The 26,648-nt window shown below is 42.0% G+C and carries 27 protein-coding genes; 14 read left to right on the plus strand and 13 right to left on the minus strand.

The annotated features are described in order from the left end of the window. The first annotated feature begins 194 nt into the window (after positions 1–194). The gene (gene albA, locus KAU88_04795) at positions 195–572 is read left to right on the plus strand and encodes a DNA-binding protein Alba (GenBank protein ID MCK4477826.1); all 378 of its coding nucleotides are present in this window, start codon (positions 195–197) and stop codon (positions 570–572) included. A gap of 292 nt (positions 573–864) precedes the next feature. Here the strand turns inward: albA and KAU88_04800 are convergent, their stop codons facing one another. Both KAU88_04800 and KAU88_04805 read right to left on the minus strand, forming a co-directional pair. Continuing rightward, positions 865–1,011 (minus strand): hypothetical protein, encoded by a 147-nt coding sequence (locus KAU88_04800; protein MCK4477827.1) that lies wholly within the window; start codon positions 1,009–1,011, stop codon positions 865–867. Positions 1,012–1,360: 349 nt separating this feature from the next. After that, positions 1,361–1,921, minus strand: coding sequence for a TATA-box-binding protein (locus KAU88_04805; GenBank protein MCK4477828.1), 561 nt, complete (start codon positions 1,919–1,921; stop codon positions 1,361–1,363). Between the two features lie 184 nt (positions 1,922–2,105). On the opposite strand from KAU88_04805, the gene KAU88_04810 reads away from it, so the two are divergent. From KAU88_04810 to KAU88_04820, 3 genes are all read left to right on the plus strand, one after another. Further along, on the plus strand, positions 2,106–2,555 hold the full coding sequence (locus KAU88_04810) for a hypothetical protein (GenBank protein ID MCK4477829.1): 450 nt from the start codon (positions 2,106–2,108) through the stop codon (positions 2,553–2,555). A gap of 131 nt (positions 2,556–2,686) precedes the next feature. Next, complete coding sequence (locus KAU88_04815; GenBank protein ID MCK4477830.1) at positions 2,687–3,697, plus strand: aminopeptidase; 1,011 nt, start codon at positions 2,687–2,689, stop codon at positions 3,695–3,697. A gap of 319 nt (positions 3,698–4,016) precedes the next feature. Further along, entirely contained in the window at positions 4,017–4,946 is a 930-nt protein-coding gene (locus KAU88_04820) for a threonine/serine dehydratase (protein MCK4477831.1), read from the plus strand. 143 nt (positions 4,947–5,089) lie between these two features. On the opposite strand, the gene KAU88_04825 is transcribed toward KAU88_04820, so the two are convergent. Together KAU88_04825 and KAU88_04830 are read right to left on the minus strand one after the other, a co-directional pair. Further along, positions 5,090–5,299: a zinc ribbon domain-containing protein gene (locus KAU88_04825; GenBank protein MCK4477832.1), complete on the minus strand. Its 210-nt coding sequence runs from the start codon at positions 5,297–5,299 to the stop codon at positions 5,090–5,092. Between the two features lie 18 nt (positions 5,300–5,317). After that, complete coding sequence (locus KAU88_04830; GenBank protein ID MCK4477833.1) at positions 5,318–5,626, minus strand: translation initiation factor; 309 nt, start codon at positions 5,624–5,626, stop codon at positions 5,318–5,320. Positions 5,627–5,923: 297 nt separating this feature from the next. On the opposite strand from KAU88_04830, the gene KAU88_04835 reads away from it, so the two are divergent. Beyond that, entirely contained in the window at positions 5,924–6,778 is an 855-nt protein-coding gene (locus KAU88_04835; protein MCK4477834.1) for a DUF2240 family protein, read from the plus strand. Positions 6,779–6,945: 167 nt separating this feature from the next. Here KAU88_04835 and KAU88_04840 read toward each other — a convergent pair whose 3' ends face one another. Both KAU88_04840 and KAU88_04845 read right to left on the minus strand, forming a co-directional pair. Then, positions 6,946–7,740 carry a nucleotidyl transferase AbiEii/AbiGii toxin family protein gene (locus tag KAU88_04840; protein ID MCK4477835.1) on the minus strand — a complete coding sequence of 265 codons (795 nt, stop codon included), beginning with the start codon at positions 7,738–7,740 and terminating at the stop codon, positions 6,946–6,948. Continuing rightward, positions 7,721–8,320, minus strand: a complete 600-nt coding sequence (locus KAU88_04845) for a hypothetical protein (GenBank protein ID MCK4477836.1) — start codon at positions 8,318–8,320, stop codon at positions 7,721–7,723. Before KAU88_04845 ends, KAU88_04840 begins: the two co-directional genes overlap by 20 nt. Before the next feature lie 610 nt (positions 8,321–8,930). Between KAU88_04845 and KAU88_04850 the strand changes: the two genes are divergently transcribed. The 3 genes from KAU88_04850 to KAU88_04860 all read left to right on the plus strand — a co-directional run bounded on the left by KAU88_04850 (position 8,931) and on the right by KAU88_04860 (position 12,198). Continuing rightward, on the plus strand, positions 8,931–10,232 hold the full coding sequence (locus KAU88_04850; protein ID MCK4477837.1) for a TrpB-like pyridoxal phosphate-dependent enzyme: 1,302 nt from the start codon (positions 8,931–8,933) through the stop codon (positions 10,230–10,232). Between the two features lie 189 nt (positions 10,233–10,421). Then, positions 10,422–11,177 (plus strand): proliferating cell nuclear antigen (pcna), encoded by a 756-nt coding sequence (gene pcn, locus KAU88_04855; GenBank protein MCK4477838.1) that lies wholly within the window; start codon positions 10,422–10,424, stop codon positions 11,175–11,177. Positions 11,178–11,181: 4 nt separating this feature from the next. Beyond that, entirely contained in the window at positions 11,182–12,198 is a 1,017-nt protein-coding gene (locus tag KAU88_04860) for a DNA primase large subunit PriL (GenBank protein MCK4477839.1), read from the plus strand. A gap of 95 nt (positions 12,199–12,293) precedes the next feature. Here the strand turns inward: KAU88_04860 and KAU88_04865 are convergent, their stop codons facing one another. The 5 genes from KAU88_04865 to KAU88_04885 are packed head-to-tail and all read right to left on the minus strand — an operon-like array spanning position 12,294 to position 18,238. Then, positions 12,294–15,500: a glycosyltransferase gene (locus tag KAU88_04865; GenBank protein MCK4477840.1), complete on the minus strand. Its 3,207-nt coding sequence runs from the start codon at positions 15,498–15,500 to the stop codon at positions 12,294–12,296. Between the two features lie 8 nt (positions 15,501–15,508). After that, positions 15,509–16,087, minus strand: a complete 579-nt coding sequence (locus KAU88_04870) for a class I SAM-dependent methyltransferase (protein ID MCK4477841.1) — start codon at positions 16,085–16,087, stop codon at positions 15,509–15,511. A 56-nt stretch (positions 16,088–16,143) separates the two neighbouring features. Then, positions 16,144–17,244 (minus strand): glycosyltransferase family 4 protein, encoded by a 1,101-nt coding sequence (locus KAU88_04875; GenBank protein MCK4477842.1) that lies wholly within the window; start codon positions 17,242–17,244, stop codon positions 16,144–16,146. Between the two features lie 30 nt (positions 17,245–17,274). Further along, a complete protein-coding gene (locus KAU88_04880; protein ID MCK4477843.1) occupies positions 17,275–18,000 on the minus strand; it encodes a glycosyltransferase family 2 protein in 726 nt (241 codons plus the stop codon). Further along, the gene (locus tag KAU88_04885; protein ID MCK4477844.1) at positions 17,993–18,238 is read right to left on the minus strand and encodes a hypothetical protein; all 246 of its coding nucleotides are present in this window, start codon (positions 18,236–18,238) and stop codon (positions 17,993–17,995) included. Before KAU88_04885 ends, KAU88_04880 begins: the two co-directional genes overlap by 8 nt. A 406-nt stretch (positions 18,239–18,644) precedes the next feature. Here KAU88_04885 and KAU88_04890 point away from each other — a divergent pair, with 406 nt between their 5' ends. Further along, on the plus strand, positions 18,645–19,442 hold the full coding sequence (locus KAU88_04890) for a polyprenol monophosphomannose synthase (protein MCK4477845.1): 798 nt from the start codon (positions 18,645–18,647) through the stop codon (positions 19,440–19,442). Positions 19,443–19,626: 184 nt separating this feature from the next. Here the strand turns inward: KAU88_04890 and KAU88_04895 are convergent, their stop codons facing one another. Together KAU88_04895 and KAU88_04900 are read right to left on the minus strand one after the other, a co-directional pair. Beyond that, positions 19,627–20,748 carry a glycosyltransferase gene (locus KAU88_04895; protein ID MCK4477846.1) on the minus strand — a complete coding sequence of 374 codons (1,122 nt, stop codon included), beginning with the start codon at positions 20,746–20,748 and terminating at the stop codon, positions 19,627–19,629. 83 nt (positions 20,749–20,831) lie between these two features. Next, positions 20,832–22,658: a DUF2079 domain-containing protein gene (locus KAU88_04900; GenBank protein MCK4477847.1), complete on the minus strand. Its 1,827-nt coding sequence runs from the start codon at positions 22,656–22,658 to the stop codon at positions 20,832–20,834. 277 nt (positions 22,659–22,935) lie between these two features. Here KAU88_04900 and KAU88_04905 point away from each other — a divergent pair, with 277 nt between their 5' ends. From KAU88_04905 to nifU, 5 genes are all read left to right on the plus strand, one after another. Next, positions 22,936–24,153 (plus strand): DNA primase small subunit PriS, encoded by a 1,218-nt coding sequence (locus tag KAU88_04905; GenBank protein ID MCK4477848.1) that lies wholly within the window; start codon positions 22,936–22,938, stop codon positions 24,151–24,153. Positions 24,154–24,155: 2 nt separating this feature from the next. Beyond that, complete coding sequence (locus KAU88_04910) at positions 24,156–24,707, plus strand: DNA replication complex GINS family protein (GenBank protein ID MCK4477849.1); 552 nt, start codon at positions 24,156–24,158, stop codon at positions 24,705–24,707. A gap of 121 nt (positions 24,708–24,828) precedes the next feature. Further along, a complete protein-coding gene (locus KAU88_04915; GenBank protein ID MCK4477850.1) occupies positions 24,829–25,059 on the plus strand; it encodes a sulfurtransferase TusA family protein in 231 nt (76 codons plus the stop codon). 12 nt (positions 25,060–25,071) lie between these two features. Further along, complete coding sequence (gene nifS / locus KAU88_04920; GenBank protein ID MCK4477851.1) at positions 25,072–26,250, plus strand: cysteine desulfurase NifS; 1,179 nt, start codon at positions 25,072–25,074, stop codon at positions 26,248–26,250. Further along, a complete protein-coding gene (nifU, locus tag KAU88_04925) occupies positions 26,243–26,623 on the plus strand; it encodes a Fe-S cluster assembly scaffold protein NifU (protein MCK4477852.1) in 381 nt (126 codons plus the stop codon). Before nifS ends, nifU begins: the two co-directional genes overlap by 8 nt. Positions 26,624–26,648: the final 25 nt, after the last annotated feature.

Genomic DNA, 26,648 nt, shown 5'->3' on the forward strand with positions numbered 1-26,648 from the left:
TCTTCTAATCATTTAGCAATTCTAAACTTAAAACCTTAATTCAGAAACAATCAACCTAAAAAAGGGCGCGCACATTCTTTCTTTATTGATTTTGTCATGCTCATACGCGTACCTGTTCATGTCGCATCCTTATACCATAACATTTAAGACATATGCTTCTAATGAACAAGCCTGATAACAACTGGTGTAAATACATGTCAGATAAAGAACAAACCGAAATCGAGGCATCTGCCGAAAAAGTGGAAAGCGAAGAGGCGACAAAGGAAAAAGAAGTTATACCCCGCAAAACACCTCGCAAAGACCAAAACACAGTCTACATTGGAAACAAACCTCCAATGAATTATGTCATGGCAGTCATCACAGCTTTCAATATGAGTGACACGGATAAAGTCGTCCTAAAAGCGCGAGGTCGCGCCATAAGCACGGCTGTTGATGTTACTGAAATCCTCCGCAACCGATTCTTCAAAGACGCCAAAGTAAACGCTATCTCCATAGGTACAGAGCAGATCACACCCAGAGAAGGCGGCAACCCAAGAAATGTCTCAACAATGGAAATTATCATTAAAAAATGAGAACCATTGGAGAAAACAGATCCGCCTATCCACTCTATTTTTGTAGAGGTGACGGTTTCTGCGCACGCGGTGTTCTTGAATAATAAAAATGAATCCATGCACAACTGCAATGCCAATGCGTGCGCATGCACTTTTCCATGACCCACATTATTCTCTTCGCCATACGTTATAGGGGCATTGGTTCCAACAGTATCTGCTACCTTTAAACACACATCCTTTGCATTCTGATCTGCTAAAAGGCTTTTGTTTTCTCATTAACTCCCAGATAAAAACTGTCAAACTGCTTTATGAATTATCCCTTTGGGCGTCCCCTAACATGCTTCTTGTAATGAAGTAGTTTTTCTCTTTCTTCTTTTGGCAGGAGAAAAGCAGGTAGCGTCTTTGTTTTCCTTGGTCGCCCCCAATTCTTCAGGGTAGTAACATTGATTTCCTCTGTCAAGAATCACCCTCCTATTATCACGTGGTAAAGGGAGGGTTTGATTCTTCACCTTAGACTATTTAAGTTTAGTGAACACAGTAGATAATTTGAAGCTTATTGGTGATTTGAGTATGGGGAAAAAGAAGCTTTCACGTGTAAAGAGAAGGATGTTAGAAAGACAGAGAGAACCGCCTATCTATAGTTCTGAAAGTCTTCGTCAAGCATATGAACAGAAAAACAGGTGGGTAAACAAGGTTCAAAAAAGAAAAGAGTGATGGTCACACCATGGATTTCTTTAAGCCCTTCGCGTTATGGGGATATTCTTGATTATTCTGCGCGCCCATAATCCTTTGCATATTTGGCGAGTAGATTATTCGTAGAATATCAGTTGCTGTTCTTCGAGCATCCTGTGAAGCTTGTGCACGGCACCATGGACGTCCTGTTCTCTTTTGCCTCCAGTGCAAACAAGGTTCCCGCTTGCGAATATCAGTATGACCACTTTAGGTTCGTCCATCCTGTAGATCAAGCCTGGAAACTGCTCTGGCTCATACATCGCTTTTCCAAGCGTGAAAACTGCCTTCTCCAAATCTATCTTTCCACCTAACCTTACAGAAGCAACGATGTTCACAACCTTAAAGTCCGGCTTGCCGATGATGATTATTCCGCCCTTTTTCAGTTCTTTAACAACTGTCATAACAGCTCTCCTGGATTCCTTCTCCGATTTTGCTCCTGTGCAAACCATTTTTCCAGTGCTAAAAATCAACGTAGCCGTCTTCGGTCTCTTAAGCCTAAACACAAGTCCAGGAAACCGTTCTGGGCGATATTCAACCCCTGGATAACCTTTCACAACCGCGTTTAAGTCAATCTTCTGGTTTAAAGCGGCAGAAGCAACAACGTTTTCAATGGTTATTTTGGCTTTAGTCTTTGGCATTAAACACAGCTCGCATAGTGAAGTGTTTAAACACCTGTTATAAAGCCTTAGATTCAAGAGGTGGATATTTCTCTGCACAACTTTTTTGTTGCATGTATGCATCAATCCGTAATGATCAGCAAGTTCAAATTGCTGAGCAAATTCTGGAAAAAGCTAACCGATATGTCGAGAAAATCCCCGGACAGTGAATGCATGCACAGCAAACAACGTTAAGGAATTCTATGCGAAAATACCCGACGCCTTGAATATAGTTAGAAAATACAGAAAAAGGCTTATCGAAGGAGACATTCCAATTTGGGACTTAATTATCACTAAGCGACTCTCCAAGTCTCTAGACAGCTACAAACAAAAAGTCAGCCAAGTCATCGCCGCTGAACAACTTCTAAAAGAGGGAGTCAAAGTACCCGCTGGAAAGAACGTTAGATTCCTTTTCACCAGTGCAGACAACAAACATTATGAACGAAGAGTTAGAGCAGAAGAACTAATTGAAGAAAACATTTACTCTGACGTTAAAAAATATCTTTCGCTTTTGTATATAGCAGCCTCAAACTTACTAAGTCCTTTTAGCTATTCAGCAAAAGACGTCTACGACTCAGTTAGAGGCCTTCAATGCGCAAAACTCGTCCAGTTCTGACCAAAGCCGCGCTTGTTCTTCATCATAAGTGACACCGCGCCACAACAGATTTTGAGTTCTCGTAACTAGTTTTATGCGCATACGCAAAGCTTATCTGAATTGTTCACGTCGGCTTTTGTGAGATGACATTTATGCGCACTTGGAAAGCTGCTAAGAATGCTCTTGAATGTGTCTTTGAAGCTGCTGTCGGGGAAAGAGCCGTCATAGTTTGTGATGATGAAAAAGCAGAAGTGGGAGAGGCTTTCTCTCAAGGGGCATTAGCTTTAGGACTTTGGGGAAGACTTGTTACTCTAGAAACAACAAAAGGGTTCAGAAAAGAGGTCCCCAAACATCTTCTCGAAGTTCTAAGTGCAAAGCCTGACATATACATTAACCTGCTACGAGGGATTAGAGAAGAGACGCCGTTCAGAATCAAGCTCATTCATTTAGAGACTAGGGACAAAAGATCTCGTCTGGGACACTGCCCAGGAGTAACCTTAGATATGCTTAGTGAAGGGGCCTTAGCGTTGACTGTGGAAGAACATGAAAAGATGCAGGATTTTGCGCAAAGGCTAATGTTAAAATTAGATCAAACAACTAAGGTTGAAGTAACATCTCCTTCAGGCACTGAGCTCACATTTAGCACCGAGGGAAGACCATTCTTCACCGACACCGCCATTGATTGGAAGAAGATGAAATGGATGAACCTGCCTACGGGAGAGGTCATAGTAGCACCTGTTGAAAACTCGCTGGAAGGCACACTTGTATGTGACATAGCTATCGGCGGAGTTGGACCCTTGAAAAGCCCTGTTGAGTTTATAGTGAAAAAAGGCATAGCGAAGGATACTAGTTCACAAGACAAGGAGACATTGCAGCAAGTTAACAATACCATGGAGACGGATGCTTGGGCAAAAGTTGTAGGTGAGTTTGCTTTCGGAATAAATCCCAAGGCGAGGTTCGTTGAGGAATTTCTGGAAGCAGAGAAAATTCTTGGGACAATCCACATTGCCTTTGGACACAACACTGACATGCCTGGCGGAAAGAATCCATCCAGCAATCACATGGATTTACTGGTCTCTGAGCCAACGGTAAAAGTAACCAAGAGAAACAGGGAGATAATAGAAGTTCTGAAAGATGGAGAGTTTAAAATTCAGTGGAAATGAACACATACATATGCGTAGACATCATTGGACTTTAATCTCCCAACCTATCAACCTCATTTCATCCACATTCACTTCATGTTTGCGATGTACATCGTATGCACCACTGGCAAGAGGTCAAATCCTATGCACTCGTTACAAATTAACTCATGAACGGTCCTACTCATGATTTCCAAATACTTTTCTAGTTAGAGACAGAGACGTACTCGAAACAGTTTTCTATGGAAGGCTCCACTTTAGTTTCGGTTACAGCATGATAAATCTCAGAGATGTAAAAGATGCAAGAGAAACAATAAGAAATCTAGTTAAGAGAACACCTCTAGTGCGTTCTCAATCTTTAAGCGATTTCTGTGAGGGGCAGGTGTACCTGAAACTTGAAAATCTGCAAATAACTAACTCCTTCAAGATAAGAGGCGCTCTTAACAAGATGCTGCATCTGAATATCGAAAAAATGAAACAAGGAATTGTCACCGCCTCTGCAGGAAACCACGCCTTAGCAGTTGCCATCGCCGCAGAAAGGTTAAACATTCCCGTCAAAATAATAGTTCCAGAGAATACGTCTAAGGTGAAAATCGGTAAAATCAGGAAACATAATGTAGAACCAATTCTGTACGGAGAAATTTACGACGAAGCAGAACAGAAAGCGATAGAGCTAGCAAGGAAAGACGGGTTAATCTATATCTCTCCCTACAACGACCGATTTGTCATCGCAGGGCAGGGAACAATTGGACTAGAAATTCTTGAAGATTTACCAGATGTCGATACTATAATAGTGCCTGTTGGAGGCGGAGGTTTAATTTCGGGAATAAGCCTCGTCATAAAAACCGTTAAACCGACCGTGAAAATTTTGGGAGTGCAATCAGAGGCTTCGCCAGCCATGTACGAATCATTGAAAGCCGGCAAAATTGTCGATGTAGAAATGAAGGAATCTATCGCAGATGGCTTGTTTGGGGGTATCGAAAAGGGATCTCTCACGTTCGAGATTGTCAAAAACTATGTTGATGAGCTCTTGTTGTGTAAAGAGGAAACAATAAAAAAAGCAATCTGTTTGCTTTGGGCTAGGGAAAAACAGGTTTCAGAAGGTGCAGGAGCCGCAGCTATTGCCCCAATAATAGAAAATAAACGCATGTTCACAGCAAAAACGGTCGTTGCTGTGATAAGTGGAGGAAACATCGAAGAAAAGCTCTTCCGTAACCTAGTAGCTTCAGAAACGAACAATTGTACGCGCAAAAACATGCGACCTGAGAATTGAATTGACGATTTGCATCTCTTGTTACAACTCATCTAGAAAAAGGTAGACTGCGGAGGAAGTCTCCACGCTTTAGTGGGGTTTATGTCTCTCTATGTTAATTTTCTAACTCTTTACTCTGTTTTGCAAAGAATATCGCGAGTTGGTTATTCACTCTGTTTTTCTTCTTCCATTTCCAGCGTTAATGAACCTTTGTAACCACATTTCTCGCATACATATCGCTCCGGCAGAAGCCAAAGATCGAATTTACTTGACAGATGTATGTATGGGTTGCCGCATTTTGGGCAATATTTTTTGGTTGGGTTTCTGCGTTTCAGACTGCTAAGTATTTCGCGCAAAGTTCGTAGTTGTCCCAAGTTTTATTCACCTTGGACTTATTGAAGTTCTATGTTTTGCTCCGGAAAACCTAGCTGCATGAGAAATGTTTTAACTCTGTCTCTGTGGTCTCCTTGAAGAATTATTTGGTTGTTTTTGGCGGTTCCGCCGCATGCACAGAAATTTTTAAGCTTCTTTGCTAGTCGTCCAAGGTCTTGGGTTTTATCATCAATGCCCTCAATTATTGTTGCTGGTTTTCCCCATTTGCGGCTTTCTCGGCGTATTTTTATGCGCTGTTGTTCTTTGCTGATTTCGCCGCACACACATATGTCTTTGGGGAGTCCGCATATTGGACAAATTTCTGCCATGTTGCTCAACTAGCTAAAGAATGTTGGCGATATTTAAGATTTTCAATGCTAAAATATGAACTTGGTCAGTATGGAGTTTAGCGCGTTTAACTGTGTAGGTTATTCATTCGTTTGTCTGGATGCACGTGTGCAGGCGAATTGAGCAAGTGCATAAAGAAGAGCAACGTTCGTGCGTAAGGCAAGAATTTTGACCTGAACAGTTGCTTCAGGGTTCTAGAGCAGAAATGAAGAATGTGTGAACTTAAATAAGCTTATGGCAAACTATCCATGTGTGTTAGGCATTGTTGTGAAAATAGAATGGGTGTCGAAGAAATTATACAGCGCATCCTTTCGCATCGGCAGGGTTTGACTCGTGAAGAAGTAGTAATGGCTATAGAGAAGAAGAAGGATGTTAGCGGAGGATTGCTGACAGATGAAGCCTCTGCGCGGTTGGTGGCTACAGAATATGGAGTGAAAATTGAATTTAGAAAGCCCCGTCCAAGAATTTACATTCATCAGCTCGTTTCTGGTCTAACTGATGTAACTGTTTCTGGTCGTGTGTTGCTTGTTAGTACGCTACATGTATTTCCTCGACCAAACGGAAATGGTCAGGTAGCCCGGCTTCTAATTGCGGACAAGACAGGCTCTATTGAGGTTGTTTTATGGAATGAAAAAGCAGAATCCACTAGGAAAATTAAACTTAGACAGATAGTAAAAGTCTCGCATGGATATGTTAGGCGGTCTAGACGTGGCGAGATGGAATTACATGTCGGACAGCGAGGCAGCATTCAAGTTGCTCCTTCTGACGTAGAGGAAAGCGACTTCCCCTCTATCAATGATTTCGTCGAAAAGATTGCTAATATAACTGAAGTGCGCAGAAAAGTCAACGTAGAAGGAGTGATTCAAAGCGTATATCCCGCGTCCACATTTCAGCGGCGAGATGAAACACAAGGTCGAGTAATGCAAATGGTACTAAAGGACAAAACTGGACAGATTCCTGTTGTGTTTTGGAATGAGAAGGTGGAAGATGTGGTTGACGCGAAGGAGGGAATGGCTGTTTTACTGATGAATGTGAAAGTGAGAAAGAACCGTCGAGATGGACTGCTAGAGTTGCATGTAGATGATTTCGCTAATGCAGAAATTCTAGATAACCCAGAGAACTTCCGCATTTAATATTTGAAGGGATGGTAAGGTCAGCCTTTATTGAGGGAACTGCGGCTAGAAATCGTACACTTAGAAATCACTGCAAGAAGTTGAGCAGTAATTGTGGAAACATTCATTTCCGCTGCACAGTAGAGACATCTCCCGCATTTCCCCTTTTTTTCTGTAAAAACCAGCGTTTAAGGTCGTGTTAGCTCTGTGAGTACTCTCAAAATCTCTTGGGCGCTGACTCCTATTGTGGTTGAGACTTTGTTGATGTCTTCTTTTGTGAAGCCTTGTATTGTTTTTCTTGCTTTTTCTTTGGGGTAAGTTGAGAAAAGCAGATTTTTGATTTGGGGTAATGCAATGCCAGAGTACCAGAGCAGGGCGTAGATGTCGGCGATGTCTTTGATTCGTTTGTTTTCTTTGTCTCTGTGGGGTGCAGAGTTCAGTTTCATTGCTAGTAATACCTGTGGTTTTGGCAGCAATACTGTTTTTTCGAAAAGAGTGGCAATGGTGTACATTTTGTCTTGGAAAACTAGTGAGAGAAGTGGTTCATCTATTGGCACGAAGCCTAACAGGTTCTTTATTTTTGGATGTATATAATCTACAATGGGGTCTATGTATAGTTGGAAGATTTGATACATCGGGAGCTTAGCTGACTCTTCTGGGGTTAATTCTTTCCCTGTGTCAATGTCGAAATCTTTGAGAAGCCTGAAACTTACTGATCTGAAGCCCATGTTTTCAATGGTTTTTATTGCAGCCATGAATTGTGATTTTCTAAGCTGCTCTTCGTTCCATTGTTTGCCGATGTGGAAGCCGATGTCAATGTCTCGTGATCCGATGTATTTTCTTCCATTGGCTTTTTCAAAGTTTGTGTTTATGATGTGGTAGGTAGCCCATCCTCCCATAAGGCATGTCGAGTCTGCTAGTTGCTTGAAGATTTTTCCCAGCTGTTTTTCTGAGGTTTTAATTTCATTGGGTTCGTATAACATGTTGCTCTACCTTGTCGAGTAGTTTTTCCGCGGCTTCCATACATACTCCGCCCTCTTCAAGTAGGTCAACGATTAGTTGTGGAATGCACACAATAGTTAAGCCTTGGCGTTTGAATGAACGGTAGAAGACGTGAGAGTTGGCAATGAGCAGTCTTATATTACCTTTTCCAACTAGGCCTTCTTTTGTTATTAGTTTGTGCCATTTTTCCTTGTCTTCTGCTTTGATGTATAGGTCGGTGCGTGAAGGAAAGAGGTAACGCTGAACGAGGTTTTCTGCCTGATAGGTCGTAAGTGCATATGGCAGTTTTGCTTTTTTAATTAGACTAATTGGATCTCTATGCATGTAATCCTTTTTTTCGCGGTTAATCCTGACTTGAAGCCAATATTTTAAAAGACCAGTATAGTTTACGACTTTTGTCCCTTTTACAAGTTCTAACGTTTCTAGTTTGCCAAGCAACTCGTGAGTCCAAGGGAATGAGCATTGCGCCTCTTTGGCTAACCTGTATTTGGTCAGTGAGCCCTTTGGCTCGGTTAAGAGGACCCTTATTATTCGTTCTCGAAGTATTCCTCTGCGCTTCACATTTGTCACCTGCATACATCGGTAAGCTATATTAATTGGCAGAGTTGCCGATATATCGGTAACGTTGGAGCTTTAAATATCTTGCCGATATATCCGCTACGTAAGTCCGGTGTGCTGGACTTTTTAGGTCACTTTGGAGCTTTTAAAGTGCGCCAAGATGAGGTATCTCAGGTAATTTATACGCACACGAAACTACGGAGAAAGCTGGTAGCCCAATCTTTCTCTGTTTTTGTGTTAATTTCCGCGACGTACATTATGCTCATTATCCATTTAGAACAACCGTTGCACGCGCTAAGCTATGTACACTCAGAAGCCTTGAGCCAAGTTCTTGCTGCAAAGCCAAGCCTCAATACTCTAGCGCCAAAGGCGAAAACTTAGAGGGGGGGGGGAGGGGAGGAGGGGGTCGGTGTTTCCTCGCAAGGAGCATACGCGCGAACAGAAACTGTTATACCATAGAATTGGTGGGCCGGGAGAGGATCTGAACCCTCCCTACAGCGAAGGGCGCACCTGTTGCTATCTCAAAGTGTATTTGTTGATATGTTTATCTAACACAACATTTATTTCAAGAAGCTACGCACAATATACCTCTCTCTTGAATTGGTGAGTGAATATGGAAACAAATCAGATTTCTCTTCCTGTCGACGAATTACCTAAAAAATGGTATAATATTGCGCCCGATTTGCCGGAGCCTTTGCCTCCTCCTAAAGAACCTGAAAGTGGGCCTTCTCGGATGGAATTTTTAGGGAGGACGATGGTTCATGAATGTTTAGGACAAGAGGCTTCTACTGACCGTTGGATTCCCATCCCTGAGGAAATTAGGGAGCTCTACATTCAAGCTGGCAGACCTAGACCTTTGAATAGAGCAAGAAGACTTGAAAGACATCTTGGACTGAAAAAGGTAAAGTTGTATTACAAGCGTGAAGACTTGTCACCAACTGGGTCTCACAAGGTGAATACTGCATTAGCTCAAGCGTATTTTGCGGCGAAGGAAGGCAAGACAGCGCTGGTGACAGAGACTGGCGCGGGGCAGTGGGGTAGCGCGTTGTCCTACGCAGCAAGGTTAATGGGGTTAGATTGCATGGTTTTTTGGGTCAGAGCTGTCTATAATTGGAAGACTGATCGTATGACGTTCATGAAACTTTTTGGCGCGACAGTTCATGCTTCGCCAAGTAAAGAGACGAAAATAGGCAGAGAGTTATTGGCTAAGGATTCGAATCATCCGGGTTCGTTAGGAATCGCAGTTTCTGAAGGGCTAGAATATGCCAGTTCGCATGAAGATTCAGTTTATTGTTTAGGTTCAGTGCTAAATCATGTTCTCATACAGCAGTCAGTAATTGGCTTGGAAACCATCGAGCAGTTCAAACTAGTAGATGATGAACCAGATTTAATTGTGGGTTGTCTAGGTGGAGGCTCGAATTTCGGAGGGATTGCATTGCCTTTTGCAGGTGAAGTTTTGCAAGGTAAGCGTGAGTGCGAGTTTTTGGCAGCCCAGTCTAATGCTGCCCCCAATCTTGTGAAAGGTGAGTATAGGTATGATTTCGGGGATGTCGCTGAGCATACTCCATTGCTAAAAATGTTCACATTAGGTCACCGTACTGAGATGGTGCCGATCAGAGCGGACGGGTTACGATATCATGCTGCTGCACCATTAGTAAGCGCGTTGCGAAACCGTAACATGGTGAAAGCGGTGGCATATCCAACGGATGAGAGAGTGACTTTTGAAGCGGCGAGGATATTTTTACAGAGTGAGGGATGGTTGATTGCGCCAGAATCGGCGTATGCAGTAAGAGCCAGCATAGATGAGGCTTTGAAGGCTGAAAAAGCAGGTGAAGAAAAAATTATTTGCATGAATATTAGTGGACATGGGTTTTTGGATATAGAAGCGTATAGGGACAAGCTGAGTATTAGCTGAGTAGGCTAGCTTATTGGTTCGCCTAGACTAGATCCTATGCAATATGCTCTAATAGAGCCTCAAACAGAGTGCTGATGACTGGCGTGTATGATTGTTTTAGCACATCAAAACGAAAGAATCTCTTGAGCGGTATGCTTTTATTTGGCTGACTTACACATACCTAACCACTACAAAGGAGACTAATCAGCATTGTTTAAGGTTAAAATGACCAATGCAAAGCTCCTACGAGACATGTTCCAAGCCATAGCTATCCTCGTAGACGAGGCCACTTTCAACCTAAACCCCGAAGACATCCAACTCCGCGCTATGGACCCCAGCCGCGTTGCCATGATAGACTTCCAATGGCCCAAAACCATCTTCGACGAATACGAATGCGACCAACCCCAAAAAATGTGCATAAACATAACCGAACTCCTCAAGCTACTCCGAAGAACAGGCAAAGACGAGACCGTAGAACTATCCCTAAACCCTGAAACTGCTCGTCTCCAAATCGCAATTACAGGCAGATACACGCGCACCTTCAACATGCCCACATTAGAACCTCAAGAAGAAGAAGTTCCAACCCCAAAAATAACCTTCAAAGTCGAAGCCAAAATAACCACAGATGGACTACGCCAAGCAATCGAAGACGCCCAACTAGTAAGTGACCACGTACGCATTGAAGCCGACACTGAAAAATTAACCCTCCAAGCCACGGGAGACCTCATGGGCGCCACTATAGAACTCAAGAAAGGAAGCGATGCACTCCTAGACCTCCAAACCCAAGAACCAGCCAAAGCCACCTTCAGCCTCAGCTACCTCGCCGAAATCATCAAAGCAGCCTCAGCCACCAGCGAAATTGCAACCCTCCAATTCGCAAACGACATGCCCATACGCATCGACTTCCAACAACCAAAAGAGGGAAAACTCACCTTCTACCTAGCCCCACGCATAGAAGTAGAATAACCGCATGCCCTTCACAACATACGACCTAGCTAAATACCCCTTTCTCCCCCAAGCCGCAAACTACATCAAACAACTAGATCTAACCATACAAGAACTAGCAGAAACCACCATGCAAGAAATCCTCAAACACGCTGAAAAACGCATAACCCAATCCTTCCAAACCTTCCCCCAAACAGCATACCACCCAAAAAACCCCAACATAGAAATCCCCTCATTCCCCGTAGCAATCATGATCGTCACAGCCATCAAAGACAAATACCTCAAAAAAAGATACGCCCTCTACGAAGCAAAAAAAACCTACGAACACTTAAAAGAAGAAAAACAAAAGAAACCCCTAGAAATCGCAAAATTCTTCAACTGGAACATCTCCCAAACCAACGCTGAACCATACCCCTTCACACTCCACTTCACAAACTACCTACAAAACACCACAACCCTCCAACAATCAGAATGGAAACTCATAAACAGACAACTCAGCAAAGGCAAAGTCCACCTCACCACACGCGAAGTCTGCCGCCTCCTCCAAGAAGAAATACGACGACATGTAGAGGCAAAACTTGACACAAAAGTTAGTTCACTGCCCCCAGAAATTAGAGCAATAGCAGAAAAACTCAAAAATACCTTCACAGCCCGCAAAGGAGCAATCAAGCTAGAAGAATACCCAAAAACAGTAGACGTCGAAGCCTTCCCTCCATGTATAAAAGCGCTCTACAACTCCATATCCAGCGGTCATCACCTCTCCCACATCGGCCGCTTCACCCTAACCACATTCCTAGTAAACATAGGCATGACCACCGAAAACGTCCTCGACCTCTTCCGAACACTCTCCGACTTCAACGAACGCCTCACAAGATACCAAGTAGAACACATAGCAGGCCAAAGAGGATCAAGAACAAAATACAAACCCCCAAGGTGCTCAACGCTCCAAACCCACGGCGTATGCACCAACCCAAACGAAAACTGCAAAAGAATCAGACACCCACTAGCATACTACAAGAAAAAATTGAGTGTGCACGCGTAAGAATCGTGGGCTCTTCTGGAACTCCCTGCGTGCGCGAACCGGGGCTCATTTTTAATTCGAACCAACCTTCTAAGCATCTCAATGTTGCACGTCGGTTATTTTGCTAAGACATTCTCAAAAATGTAAAGAGTTTCGTTGTGCCATAAAAGCGTGAATTGGGTCGAGCTGTTTATGGCGTTTAGCCAGAAAGTTGGGTTGGTTTTCGCGCCTTCTTTTATGGATTGGTCGATGATTATGTATTTGATGCTGTTGTTGGCTAAGATTGTGGCGTAGTAGTATGTGTCTAGGGTTATTTTTGCTTTGCTTAGTTTGTGGATTGTGATCGTTGACGGTGTTGTGGCGTCGTCTATTAGATATCTTATCCAGATCGAGTTAAATTGTGTGTGGTTTGAGTTCAGTGAAGGTAGAAGCACTATTGTTGTCTGGTTGTTTTGAGTTTCTGGCTGAAGGGGGACTAGTGTTTGGTTGATAGTTTGGTAGGCGTAGCTGCTTGCGAGATATTCTAGGCTGTTCTGTGTATTTGTCATTTTAATTTGGAGGTTTTCTGTTTTGAAGTTTCCATCGATTTCGATGAATATGTGAGTGTATGGGGACCATGTTTCGTTGTTTGCTAGTTGGAGTTCTATGTCGTGCCATGTGTTGGGTTGGATGGTTTTGTTGAATGCTATTTGCAGAGTGTAGTTTTCAAAGAGACGGACCTGATCACCGTGGTATGCCGTGATGTTTTTTATTTTGGTTGAGATGGGTTCGTCTTCCGTAATTATGTAGGGCACTGAGTAGACTTGGTTTAGCAAGGTTCGGTTTTGTCCTACATTGTATGGAAGTTCGTTTCCAGTTATGAGCGGGACATTGAACATTAAACTGTAGAATTGGGCTGCTCCATAGAATCCCCAGGAAAGACCAATGTAGACTTCTGTTGGAGGAAGAAGAAGGGCCTTGTGGTTGAGATCACAAGTTCCTTCCAAATAGCTATTTGCGTTCCAATAGCGCTGCGGAATTCGCACCCCATACTGGGTCGGATCATACCAATTTCTCATAACATCTCCAGTGAGAGCTGGCCATGCGGATACCAGTAACGGAACAAAAATAAGGGCTACTCCCATAGTCGCGATTATCTTCTTCCTTTTCTCAACGTGGAACAGTTTCCCGTTAGTTTCTGTTAGCTTGCGGTAGATTAAAATTGAAAATAATCCAATTAAGAGAGCGTATAAGATTGTTAGGACCTGTGCAGTTACTTCTCTCGTTATGTAGAATGGTTTCAGGAAGTAAATACCGCCTATGTTTGAGTGTATTATTGTATTATATAATGGTCCTAATGGAGGGTTCGAGCCGCAAGCAAACGTTATAGCTACAAGAGTTGTTAGGTATATTACGAAGCATTTTGAACTTTTCCTCACTTCTTTCCACAGCAAAGGCGCAAAGGCAAAAATTGGCCACGCAAAAGTAGAAACGAGCACGATTGGATTGTTAAAATATATGTTAGCGTAAACCACGTATCCACTGTAAAAAGCCCAATAATTCAACAATCGAAGAGTGTTAATAAGCACGGAAAAATTATTGAAAAAAGAACTTGCTGGATGGCTTTCAACAAGGGAAATATATATCGTCCTATTCTGTATGAATGGGATTATCAAATAGCTGTTAAGAACAAAACTTATGAGTGCCAAAATTGACACTCCAACAACTATGTCTTTGATTCCAGTTTTACGCCTAAGAACTGAGTAATAAAGTGCAATTATGACAAAACCAGCAGAAGCTAATAAAGTCATGCGATATGCGCCACTACCTATTACACTTAACATTAAGAATGAAGCAAGTCCAGAATAGAGTGAGTATCGAATTTCTCTAGTCTGAAAATATCTCATGGTGAATGAAAGGAAGAAAACAAATCCGGTTTGTACTAGCGAAAGCTCAATAAAAACCATGGTGCTGATGCCGTCGGCAATGATCCATGGATTATACAAGTATGCTAGGGCTGAAGCTAATCCGATTAAGTGTTTGTGCTTGTCTTTATGAAAAACTGTTGTTGATAAATAATATATTGCAATGGCGCTTGACACGACCAAAACAAATACATAAATTTTGTTTGCAAAATAAATGTCGACGCCTAGAATAGAGAACAACGAAAAGAGCAGAGTGTTGGGCAAAGTTGGGAGAAAAAAAATTGGAGGTAAAGTCGTATTTGAACCCCCCCATAAATTGGAGGAATGTAAAAATCTCTCCAAGTATTTTGTTGCGTGAAAAGGAATAAAATAGTCCCCGCCAATAGTAAGATTGTTGCCTCGGTAACTAAGCATTGTGTAAATTACACTGAACAGGGTGAGTGATAATATAGCTCTTTTCGAAGAATTCTTTATTGTTGAAAGCAAAATGTTACTTTTACAAGTGTGCTTGCTTCTTGAAGCAATTTTGAAAGATATCCCGTGTATAATCCCCTTAAAATATTGCAAAAGCTTTTTCCGTTTTCCTACGTCTTTATCGTACGCAGCAAGAACATAACAAAATCCCACAAAGTCAAGCGGTAACAACAACGTTCTGAGCGGCGCGTACTTCAGATAAAATAAGGACCGATTTCTTCCTCTAAAATAAGCTCTTTCTTCGTTTATATGAAAATCTTTCTCCGTTGGCACATCATGCCAAATTTTTGCTGCTGTAACTATAACTATCTTGTATCCTTTATGCTTTACTCGTAGTGAAAAATCCGCATCCTCCCACAGAATTGGAAAATTCCTTTCGTCGAAAAAGCCTATTTCTTCAATGACTTGTCTTCTAACTATAAATGCGTTAGGGATATATTCGCACTCTCTAGCCTGAACTTCAGTTCCTTCTCCAAGAGTTTGAGATAAGCTATCTTGAAGAATGTACTTTGAAATATAAAATGGCTTTCCTAGTTTGCCGCCAGCGCACCATATTCTTTTAGGGTCACTATAATAATACATAACTGGGCCAGCAAGCCCTACATTTCTATTCCTTTCCATCAAGTTTACAAGCTCACTTATCATAGCCCTATCCACAACATTGTCGTGATCCACAAAAAGGAGATAGTCGCCTCTTGAAAATTTAATTCCAATATTTCTCGCCCCAGAAGTCATTCTTCGACTGTTATTTCTAACTACTTTCAGGTCGGGAAATCTTGTTTTTATTGCATCATAAGTTCCATCAGTGGAAGCATCATCAACAATAATAAATTCTATATTTTCAGGTGGGTAATCACTTTGCTTAAGAGATTCAACCAATCTGATGAGCTCTTGCTTTTTGTTATATGTAGGAATAATAACGGAGACCAGTGGTTTCTGACCCATCCAATCGTTCACCTAAAAGGTTTGACAGCCACAACTAATATATTCGGATGAATAAATGAGCTTAAAAACGGAAACAACTTGGACAGAGCTAACAGCCTAGTGATTTTCTGAAAAGGTCCGCCAGAACCCTCTGCCACATCACAAGAGTAAGCATGTTTAATCGTAACAATTCGCACCCTTTGATTCAATAAATGATTCTTTAAGTGTTCCGGAGTATAGAGAGCAAAATGTCTGTCTAGAGGCGAGATGCCCTGATAACCGTTCCACGCATGAAAACCCGAACCAAACCTAGGATGAAGATGAAAAGGTATGTAAGCCGCATTATCGGTGATTAAAACAAACTTACCTCCACGCTTTAACACTCTCACCATTTCGCTTAAAGCAATGGAGGGATTTCTAAGGTGCTCAAAGAAATGGCTCGAATACACTTCGTCAAATGAATCGCTTCTAAAGGGAAGAGGTTTTTCAGCGTCCGCAAGTATGTTTGCTTTTCCACGATAGAGATCTAATCTTACATCGCCATATGTTTGCTCTCCACAACCTAGGTTAAGAACAAGCTTTGTTTCTTGACGTTCTTTGGATCCCATAATCCTTCCTTTGATTTAATCACGTCATTATTTATATAAAGTGTTTTACCCGCATCCTAGAAGCTTGACTTTTTAACAATATTTATGAGAATTCTCAGGAATTCTTCCGCGCTTTTGTCCCAGCTAAACCCCCTAGCATACTCCAAAGCATTCCTGCTTAGCCTCAACCTTAAATCTTCATCTTCCAAAACTCTAATCAACTCATCAGCCAAAGCCCGTACATTCCCGCTTTCAGCCAACAATCCAGTCTTGCCGTCTTTGACCGAATCCCTCAAACCATTCACATCATATGCCACACAAGGAACACCGAACGCATTTGCCTCAACAACATTCAAACCAAAACCCTCACGAACACTAGGATTAACCAGAACCCAAGTCTTCTTTAAAAGCCGCCGCCGCTCTACATTCCCAACTTCGGGAAAAAATCGAATACCATCAAAACTCATCCTCTTTAAGACTTTCCTAAAATAGCCATCCCCAATAACCCAAAGCTCAGCACTCGGAAATCGCTCTTTCACAAGCCTAAAAGCTCTAACAGCATGATCAGGCCTCTTCGCCCTCTTCAACCTACCCACATAGACAACCACTGGATGCCTTTCTTTCTCGCAAATCTCCTTCAAAGGCTCAACATTCAATCCCTCAGAAACAACAAAAACCTGCTTAAATCCCAACTTCTCCAGATCAAGTTTCGAACTCTCAGAAACAGTGACCGTGGGAATTTTAACATAATTCTTTAACCACCTTTCCTCCAAAAAATGATACCCAATGTAGCTTATTGGAAATGGTGTCTCGTAGAGCCAATACTCCCTTGCTAACTGATGAATCAAAGCCACAATTTTCTCTTCATCATCCACAAACTTTGGTGTTAAAAAGGGCTTCGTGTTGATTTCATCAATTATAATATCGTAGTTTTCTTTAGCGAAACGCTTTTTATAAAATTTTTTAGCCCACCAATAAACTGAGTACTTCCCCCCCGCTCTGACAATCTTGATTCCATCCGACATTTCTTTCTTTCTACAGCCCTCAAACTGAGATGTAAATAATGTAACTTCATGCCCAGCATTAACCCATCTCTTCGCATTCTCATAAGTGAAAACTTCAGCCCCACCCATACTTGGATTGAGCCAGCAACGCCAATTAAAAATTAGAATTTTCAACGTTATATCCTATCACAGAAAATTAAAAGTCTACATGGCACGTTGATACCATCTGACAACTCTTAACCTATACGCGATTCCAAGTAGATCAATCAGCATCCGCCATACTTCCAGAAAGTTAACCATTTTCTTAATACGTGCTTTAACTGGTAACTCCGCAATCTTTAAACCGTGAATGTTTGCCAAAACCAATAGTTCAACGTCGAAGGCAAACCGCTTTACCATGAGTCTAGGAAAGATTTTCTCCAATTGTCTTCTTTTGACTGCTTTTAATCCCGTCTGTGTATCTTTAAATTTCACTCCTGTAAGTAGTCGAACAAGCAGATTGAAACCGTGGCTAAGAAATCTTCGCATCGCAGACATTTCTACCCTAGATTCAGGGTGCCATTTTGAGCTTATGACTATGTCTGCATGCTTTAAAGCCTTTACAAAAGGGGTGATCTGTTCCGGTTCAACATCGAGGTCGCCATCTATAAAAACGATGATGTCGCTTCGGGCATTTGCAAAGCCTGTTTTGACTGCGTGACCCTTTCCAGAGTTCCTCTCATAGCTGACTATTTTGACGTGGCCGTTTCTATTGGCGTAATTTGTAGCCTTTTTTGATGTGCCATCTAGACTCCCATCGTCCACTACAATAACTTCATATTTAGAGCCGTTTTTTTGAAGAACAGAATCAACTTTTTCTAGACTGTCCTCTATTTGTTGCCCCTCGTTGTAAGCGGGCATAACTACCGTGAGCTCAGGCTTTCTAATCATCTTTCTCACGATCTTCAACTTTTCTATGCTGGATAAAGTAAGTGATTTGTAGAACAAGAGCGATGTTTAATATAAAGTAAGCGCCCAGCGCAACGCCGTTTGCCAGCGCTGAGCTACCTTGAATTAACAAGCCTGCGCATAAGAATATGAGCCCGTGGAAAATTAGAACGAATAAAACTTCTATATTCTCTTTGAGATTATCAAACCAATGACCCGACAGAGAAATCTCGAGCTTCATAGGTCCCTTCACCAACGATTTAGATATCATTGCCTCTCTCCTCTGCCATCTTTAGACTTGACATATTGAAACTCTCTACGCTGCAATTAATATAAAAAACTTTTCGAATAATCTAATGTATTCACAATTTCTTTTAAAGTAGCTTTCGTTCTCTCACATTGATTGTAGGCACTTGCACATGTACGACTAACGATTCGGAACTCAGCTCAGAATTAACACGAACGTAAATGTCAAGGAATCCAAACTCTGTGGTAAAAGCCGAACAAGAAGTTGAAGCTTGAAAATTTCCAAGAGATGGAGTAAAAAATTATTGACCGTCAAATAAATTTATAAAGGGTAAACACTGAAATTGTCTTTTCAATAGAAACATCGTCTATGATAGCTAGGTTAAAAAGTGGAGAAATACATGCTCTCTGCAACAGAAGAGGAAAGAAGTTTGTATCCCCCCAGCGCAAGACATGAAAGCCTAGCAAATAAGCAATCTCTTGGCATCATACTTCCAACTTTCTGTGAAGCTGAGAACATAGAAAATTTAATCAGGGAAATCAAGGATACAAACCAAGATGTATTAATCCTCGTAATAGATGATTCGAGTCCAGATGGGACAGCTGACAGAGTCAAGAAGCTGCAGAAAGAATATAGCAACATTTTGCTCTTGGAAAGACCTGAAAAACTTGGGCTTGGAACAGCTATCACAGATGGATTTAAAGCAATTTTATCTTTGGAGAACCCTCCAGAACACGTTATTACCATGGATGCGGACTACTCTCACAACCCACAAGCCATACCGCAACTACTTGCGACAGCAGAAAAAGGCTACGATTTAGTTATTGGAAGCCGGTATTTAAAAGACGGCAAAATTGTCGGCTGGCATATCCTACGGCGGATAATTAGCCGTGCTGCTAATCTTGTGGCGTCCACAATGGTGGGGTTGAGGATACATGATTGCACAAGCGGCTTTAGATGTTATTCAAAAGAATATATAAAGAGTGTAATCGGGTGTCTCCACAGCCAGACATATGAGATACAGATAGAAACAGTGAAGCAGGCGTGGATAGGAGGATTTGCTCTAACAGAAGTACCTATAATATTTGAAAATCGGAAAAAGGGAAAGTCGAAACTTACAAGGGCAGAATTTCAAGGATTTCTTTTCTATATTGTCAAAGCTAAACTTGCCGTTCTAAACAGAGCTCCAAAAACTTAAACTTGAAACTCGAAGAGAATCTTTCGAAAAGCAAATATAAATTTAGAGACTCGCGTAATGACTATTTTCGTTCGTCCATCAATTTTGTTCGACTTCTCCCTCAACAACCCGAAGAGTAATTGCACACCGAACCCCTTCTGTCTCACACATCTTTCTCCATCAAAGCCTCCTTTGCGAGGTTCACTTAACACCTGCCGGCTTCTACCATTTGGCTCCATTCTTCCGCTATGTTTTTTATGTCAAAAAGCAAAGCTCTTCTTCTAGCGTTCATTCTCATAGTTGATGAGTAACCACTTCTCCATAACTTTACAGCCAAACGTATAATTTCTTCACGAGTATCGACAAGCCAGCCAGTCACACCGTTAACGACTGTTTCAGATGGTCCTTGGCGGTTGTAAGATAATACAGGAGTACCGCACGCCATGCTTTCCACTGGTATGTATCCGAAGGGTTCATGGTTAAAAGTAAACAATGTAAAGAGGGCATTTGAGTATAGATTTACAAGCTCCTTATCAGATACTTCGCCAAGAAACTCGATGTTTCTATGCCCAAAAATCTTCTTTGGCTTAAGAAGAATTTTCGATCCGAAAGCCCTAATCCTCACACCTGCATCTCCTATCTCCTTTAAAACGCAAAAATCAGTCTCTTTACCAAAGTAAGTTAAGATGTAATCACCAGAGCGTGTTGATGTAGGCTTGAATGCGATGCAATCAAGAGGGGGGTATATAACTTTATGAACTTCAAGGTTTCTCTCCTCGTACATTGATGCACAAAACTTCGAGTTGGCGATTATGAATTTTGATTTCGAAGCTATAAGCCTTATCAATCTGTTGTCAGCGAAAGTAAGTATGGATTTCAAGATTTCATACGGAAATCTGTAACGTAGCGGAAATTCGTACTGCATATCTTTGAGTGCATCTGTAGTAGGACCTTGGGCATACCATATTGTGGAAGGTACTGCTATCGTATGAGAAAAATTGATCACCACGCCATCTTGAGGAGGAAACCTTCTGGAATTGAGGTCAAAAAAAGCTTCGCGAGCCCAAGTTTCAAGCCATGAAAAAGGAGGTCCACCTCTACTAATCGTGTGAGCATTAAGGTCTATATACCTTAAAGATTGTGCCTTGAGGAAAATTTGAACATCGTCAGAAATTTTTGTGGAAACTATGGAAACATCATGCTTCTTTTCAACCATGACTTTTGCTACAAGAAGCGCAGGAGCTATAGGACCATATACGTCCAACATGGGATCACAGATTATATGCAAATTCAATTTTTCACACTTACTGTTCCATTTAATCGCCATATCAACGCTTTATTATGCGCACTTTTATTACTGACTAACTCAAGTAATTAAGTTGCAGCATTGGTCACGTTTTGAATTTCTGCCTAACTAATCCGGGGGTCCAATTGAACAACCCTAATGTAATCTAAATACAGATTAACAGCATTATTAACTTGCACCCCTTTGAACTCAACACTCAAGGGCAATTCCGTCTGAAAGCTTAGAGTAAACTCTCCCCAAGTCCCTGAGCCTTCAAAGTCGCCGACATCTAAAACTGTTGAGTTAAGGAGAGTTGCCCCTCTATCAGCAGTTATGGCAAGAGTTACCACGCTGACATCTTGAGAAGCCCCAGTCAGCCTTAATCTAAAAATCACTTCATATCGCCCAGGAGGAACTGCGTAATCTGGTCCACCCCAAAAAGTAACGTTGCTAAGATTTTCAGTAGTGTGAACCAAGACTTTGCCATTCTTCGACGCTGTTTCCGCAATTATTGAACCATCATAAAGAGCCAAGGTCTCATAATTAAAACTAGATTTCAATGGAACGAAGATTAATGGTTCATTCCTATAGTCTCTTCTAAGCAACAAGATATCTTCAGCATACGCATAGGTTCCATAACTGCTTCTCGCTAGCAACTCAGAGGCTATTAACTTCATGTTCTGGGCATTTTCATTTCTTAAATCCAGAAGCACAAAATCTGGATCATTTTCGCTCAAAATGATAAGTGCATACTCTTTCCACACGTTGGAAATACCAGTATTATGCATAGGGTAGGGTTCGTCGTAACTGGTTGGTAGAATCCAAGCATTGAATCTGTTTGATATATGAGGGAAAAGGTTATTTGTAGCTAAAACTGACGCGTTTTCCGGTATCAATAGCATAATTTCATGAGCAGCATTGGTTTTCTCCGTATTGAGCACTATAGGCTGGATCCGCGCTACGCCAATCACAAGCGAAGCCAAGGCAAGAAAAAGCAGCATTCTGGAAAAGACATGGATCCTTGAGGGCTTCAAGCGTAATAGTCTCTTTATGCCTTCTATTGAGGAAAGATATACAAAAGGGACTATGACCAATGAGTATTGATAACCAATCTCATAGTACGGACTATAATTCAACATGAATATGAAAAGAAGCCAAGGCACACTCAACGAGATGTACGGAGAAAAAAGAGGAGTGAATAATAAGGGTGCCAGCAACAGCGTCAAATACAAGAGCTTTAGGAGCGCATTGTACCCCAAGTAGTTGAACAACTGAAGTGGGCGACTGACATCCTCTAACAACGGCGCCAAGACAGTCATCGATTGAGTCTCCGGTTGCCTAAGATAAGAATGCACAGTAGAGGCCAAGAATAACCACAAAATAGATGAAGAAACTGTGAGAATCACATACGGAGCGATCTTTCTCAACTTTTCTTTCGCTTTAATTTCCATAATTGTTTCAAACAATATTATTGGAACCATTAAGAAAGCCATATACTCATGCACCATAAGTGAAAGAAGCAGCGAAAGACTATAGAATTTCAGGTTTCTCTTTCTTAAAAAGTACACAGTTACTAGAAGAGTGATAGGCATGAAAGCCTCAAAGTGGAAATCAAATAGGTTAGCCCCCAAGATCAAGGGATTTGTCAAATAAGACAACGAAAGTATGAATGCTAATCGCTCACCGAGTTTGTCTTTCGCTAAAAGGTATAGAGGTACGACGCCTAGGGCTATTATAAAACTCTGCAGCGCTAGAAGTGTTTCAGGATAAGGCCAAATTGCATAAATAGGTACAATAAAAATGAGGATCGGTGAGAAGTGGACTGCAAAAAAACATTGACCAAACCAAGGCTCCACAGTATAGTAGAAAAAGCGCCCATGAACTGTAGACCAGAATACTTGATTGAATATACCAAGATCCCAAGCGTGTGAGAATAAAGAATGGTGCCTCAAAATGGCTACAACACTCATTACAACAGTATAAAAAAAGATCATCAAGGCTAGACGATTTCTAAGGACCTGCCCCTTCGCGAATAACGTCTTTATTACCTGGACCCTAAACACCCTCCTCAATAAAACGAGACATACTTGTGCATATACTGCAGGTTTAGGTGTTTTCAAGATTTATAAACTATGGTTATCATTTTTTGGTGCGCCAACGGGAAGCGTCAATACCCTTATTATCGAACTCTTACCTAACCCATTAAAGTAGTTCACGGAGAAGCGTGTCTTGCAAGTTTTCGCTCGAAACAAATTCTTTGAATATTACCAAAAACACTTTTCAAACATTCAACCCCCCACATCTTTGGAAAAACGTGAGTTCGGCTTCCTTTTGTTCGAGGGAAAAACTATGCTTAGGCACAAGAGCTTCAGAAGCATAGACAACCTCAAACATTCCTTGAGTACAATCGTCCCTTCAAATGCTTACTACTCTAGCGCTTATTATGAACGACCTGAGGCTGAGATGGATAAAAAAGGCTGGCTGGGGGCAGATTTAGTGTTTGACATCGACGCAGATCACATTCCTACGCCATGCGGCAAAGTTCATGACACATGGGTCTGTAGCCATTGTGGTTTTGCCGGTAAGGGACCTTCTCCTGAAAAATGTCCCGCTTGCGACGAAGCAAAATTTAACACCAAGACTTGGATGTGCGACGAGTGTTTAGAATCCGCCAAAAAAGAGACAATCAAGCTCTTGGAAATGTTGATGAAAGACTTGGGCTTTGCAGAGAACGAAATAAAGGTTTATTTTAGCGGAAATCGCGGCTATCACGTGCATGTAGAAAACGAAAATATTCGTTTGCTTGATTCTATGGCGCGCAAAGAAATAGTGGATTATGTTATCGGGTTAGGCTTCAAAGTAGAATTGCACAGGTTGATAGATAAGGATAAAAATAGAATTGTTGTTGGACCTAACTTGAAAGGTTGGAGAGACCGCATCGCCAAGGGAATCGACGCGTTTCTAACAAAACAATCGCGCAGCGAAATTGAGACAATGGGCTTAAGCAAACGGCGCATTGACTTCTTAATCAAAAATAAGAAAAAACTCCGAGAAAGCTTGAAGCGTAGAGGATGGATCACTGTAAAAGGTGTAGGACCCAAAAACTGGAAAAAAATTATCCAATGGATTATGGACCAGCAATCGGCGAAAATTGATACGGTGGTCACAACTGATATTCATCGGTTGATTCGGCTGACTGGAAGTCTACATGGGAAGACAGGGTTTATGAAAGTTGAAGCACCGCTTCACAGCTTTGACAAATTTGATCCCTTGAAAGAGGCAGTAGCCTTTAAAGAAGGACAGGTGATTGTTGATGTTGTTGAAGCACCCAGGTTTCGGATAGGAGACACACTTCATGGACCGTTCAAGAACGATTCGCGTGTGGAGTTGCCCACCGCAGCAGCCTTGTTTCTACTCTGCAAAGGTGTAGCAAAAGTGGTGAAATAGTCATGTATGATATGCTTTATGATGCTTGGTTGAAAGAGAAGCAAAGTGCAGAGTTGCAGATGCTTCCTAAAGATTTCTACTCCAGAACAGCAGAGTATGTGGGCCGAATTCGACGAGAAGGACGAATGCTGGATCAAAAATCTGCCAAAGCAAAATTGATTTCACAAGAGCTGCCAAACGTTAAACGGTTGATGGAAGAACTTGTCAGACTTCGTTTCAAGAAAATAGTTGATCACGCAACGTCTGCAAAGACCGTGAAGAAAGAAGAACTAACATTTGAGGAAGAAAGAATATTTCTTGGGATGAGACCTTCGCTAGAGGATTTTCAATCTTTTTTGAAAGACTCCTTGCAAGGAAAGATTTCGAAGGTCGAAGAAAAAGGTGAGTTGCCAGAAAGGATGCTACTACGATTTTTAAAAGAAGTCCCAGCCGTTGTGGGTGCAGATTTGAAAATTTATGGTCCCTTCTCAGTGGAAGATGTGGCTACGTTGCCTATTGAAAACGCTAAGGTTTTAGTGAAGCATGGCATTGCCATGGAAATAGAAACTAGGTAAAAAGCTGCTGCCAGATGCAAAGCTCCTTAAAATTTCTCCGCGGTTGCTTTATACCCCCATTATAGCAAACCTTTTCTTAACCCTCAGCAGAGAGAACTTGGGAAAAGCCTTGACGAAGGATATGAAAGCTGACAGAGCATTAGATTGTCTAGGACTCTTCTGCCCAGAGCCAGTTTATAGAACGCGAATAGAACTAGATAAGATGGAAGTGGGCGAAACTTTAGGAATTTGGGCAGACGACCCGGCAGCAGAGGGAGACATAGAAAGCTTAACCAGACGCCTAGGCCATGAAATCTTAGAAAAAAGGAAAGAAGGAAACAAGCTTTACTTCTTGATTAAAAAGGGGAGATAAGAGGCTTTTATGATGAGAAAAGTTTACATGGACAACACTGCAGGCATGCCTGTTGACCCTCGTGTCATTGACGCCATGAACCCATACTTTGAAAGATTCTACGCGAACCCATCTTCACTGCACTCTTTTGCCCAAGAAACGAGGAAAGGGCTTGAGAGCGCTCGGGAAAAAGTTGCCAATCTGATTGGCGCAGAAAAAAGTGAAATTGTGTTTACATCGTGCGCCACTGAGAGCAACAATTTGGCAATCAGGGGAGTAGCGGCGAGAAACAAAGAGCGTGGAAAGCACATTATAACTACCAGCATAGAACATATGTCAGTGATAAACGTCTGCAAACATCTGATGAAACAAGGGTTCAAAGTGTCCTTTCTGCCAGTTGATAAATATGGTATAGTTGACCTTGAAGCCTTAAAGAAGGAACTGACTGATGAAACAATTCTTGTTTCGGTCATGTATGCGAACGGAGAAATTGGAACAATCGAACCCATTGAGGAGGTAAGCAAAATCGTGCACAACAAAAATGCCTATTTACACGTGGATGCTACCGCTGCGATAGGACAGGTTGCAATAGACATGCAAAAAGAGGACGTTGACTTGTTGACCTTGTCTTCAAACGACATGTATGGACCGAAAGGAATCGGCGCGCTTTACATAAAGAAAGGTACACGGTTGAAGCCATTTATCTATGGAGGAGGGCAAGAACGCGGATTAAGATCTGGCACAGAAAACTCTCCAAGCATTGTGGGTATGGGAAAAGCCGCGGAACTAGCGAAAAGCGATATGGAAGTGGAATGCCAAAGGCTGACTAAGCTACGAGACAAGTTTATCAAAGGACTCTTAGAAAACATTCCGTACTCTTTTCTAAATGGCCATCCGTCGAAACGGTTGCCCAACAACGTGGCCGTAAGATTCAGCTTCATTGAAGGCGAATCGATGCTTCTCAACTTGGACATGGCTGGTGTGGCAGCATCTTCTGGGTCAGCGTGTACCGCTAAGACACTGGAACCGTCTCATGTGCTGCGAGCTATCAGGCTAAAACATGAGGAAGCTCATGGTTCATTGCTGTTTTCGTTGGGCAAGCAAAACACTGAAGAAGACGTAGATTACGTGGTGGAGTTGCTTCCCGATATAGTTAAAAAGCTGCGTGCTATGTCACCATTAACGCCGAAAGAGTTGAGAGAAAGTGTATAGCGAAAAAGTAATGGAACATTTCAGAAACCCCCGAAACGTGGGAGAAATCCTAGACGCTGACGGGGTAGGCACGGTTGGGAACCCGGTGTGCGGCGACGTGATGGCTATATACATCAAAGTCAAGGACAACTGCATCGCGGACATCAAATTCAAAACCTTTGGTTGCGGCGCAGCAGTTGCTACAAGCAGCATGATAACCGAGCTAGCCAAAGGCAAGACGTTGGGAGAAGCGATGAAAATCACCCGAAGCGACGTGGCAGACAGCTTGGGGGGTCTTCCAACAATAAAGATGCACTGCTCAAACCTGGCAGCAGATGCACTGCATGAAGCCATAAAAGACTATCAAAAAAGGCAGGAGGCAAACGAAAAGTGACTAAATTTGTACAATGTACGGAGTG

The organism is Candidatus Bathyarchaeota archaeon, from assembly GCA_023131225.1.
In the GTDB taxonomy this organism is placed as follows: Archaea; Thermoproteota; Bathyarchaeia; order Bathyarchaeales; family SOJC01; genus JAGLZW01.

Coding starts and splice junctions, on each gene's coding strand:
- albA (MCK4477826.1), top strand. CDS start 195: ATGTCAGATAAAGAACAAACCGAAATCGAGGCATCTGCCGAAAAAGTG.
- KAU88_04805 (MCK4477828.1), bottom strand. CDS start 1,921: ATGCCAAAGACTAAAGCCAAAATAACCATTGAAAACGTTGTTGCTTCT.
- KAU88_04815 (MCK4477830.1), top strand. CDS start 2,687: ATGCGCACTTGGAAAGCTGCTAAGAATGCTCTTGAATGTGTCTTTGAA.
- KAU88_04830 (MCK4477833.1), bottom strand. CDS start 5,626: ATGGCAGAAATTTGTCCAATATGCGGACTCCCCAAAGACATATGTGTG.
- KAU88_04835 (MCK4477834.1), top strand. CDS start 5,924: ATGGGTGTCGAAGAAATTATACAGCGCATCCTTTCGCATCGGCAGGGT.
- KAU88_04840 (MCK4477835.1), bottom strand. CDS start 7,740: ATGTTATACGAACCCAATGAAATTAAAACCTCAGAAAAACAGCTGGGA.
- KAU88_04850 (MCK4477837.1), top strand. CDS start 8,931: ATGGAAACAAATCAGATTTCTCTTCCTGTCGACGAATTACCTAAAAAA.
- KAU88_04860 (MCK4477839.1), top strand. CDS start 11,182: ATGCCCTTCACAACATACGACCTAGCTAAATACCCCTTTCTCCCCCAA.
- KAU88_04865 (MCK4477840.1), bottom strand. CDS start 15,500: ATGGGTCAGAAACCACTGGTCTCCGTTATTATTCCTACATATAACAAA.
- KAU88_04870 (MCK4477841.1), bottom strand. CDS start 16,087: ATGGGATCCAAAGAACGTCAAGAAACAAAGCTTGTTCTTAACCTAGGT.
- KAU88_04880 (MCK4477843.1), bottom strand. CDS start 18,000: ATGATTAGAAAGCCTGAGCTCACGGTAGTTATGCCCGCTTACAACGAG.
- KAU88_04885 (MCK4477844.1), bottom strand. CDS start 18,238: ATGAAGCTCGAGATTTCTCTGTCGGGTCATTGGTTTGATAATCTCAAA.
- KAU88_04890 (MCK4477845.1), top strand. CDS start 18,645: ATGCTCTCTGCAACAGAAGAGGAAAGAAGTTTGTATCCCCCCAGCGCA.
- KAU88_04895 (MCK4477846.1), bottom strand. CDS start 20,748: ATGGCGATTAAATGGAACAGTAAGTGTGAAAAATTGAATTTGCATATA.
- KAU88_04910 (MCK4477849.1), top strand. CDS start 24,156: ATGTATGATATGCTTTATGATGCTTGGTTGAAAGAGAAGCAAAGTGCA.
- KAU88_04915 (MCK4477850.1), top strand. CDS start 24,829: ATGAAAGCTGACAGAGCATTAGATTGTCTAGGACTCTTCTGCCCAGAG.
- nifS (MCK4477851.1), top strand. CDS start 25,072: ATGAGAAAAGTTTACATGGACAACACTGCAGGCATGCCTGTTGACCCT.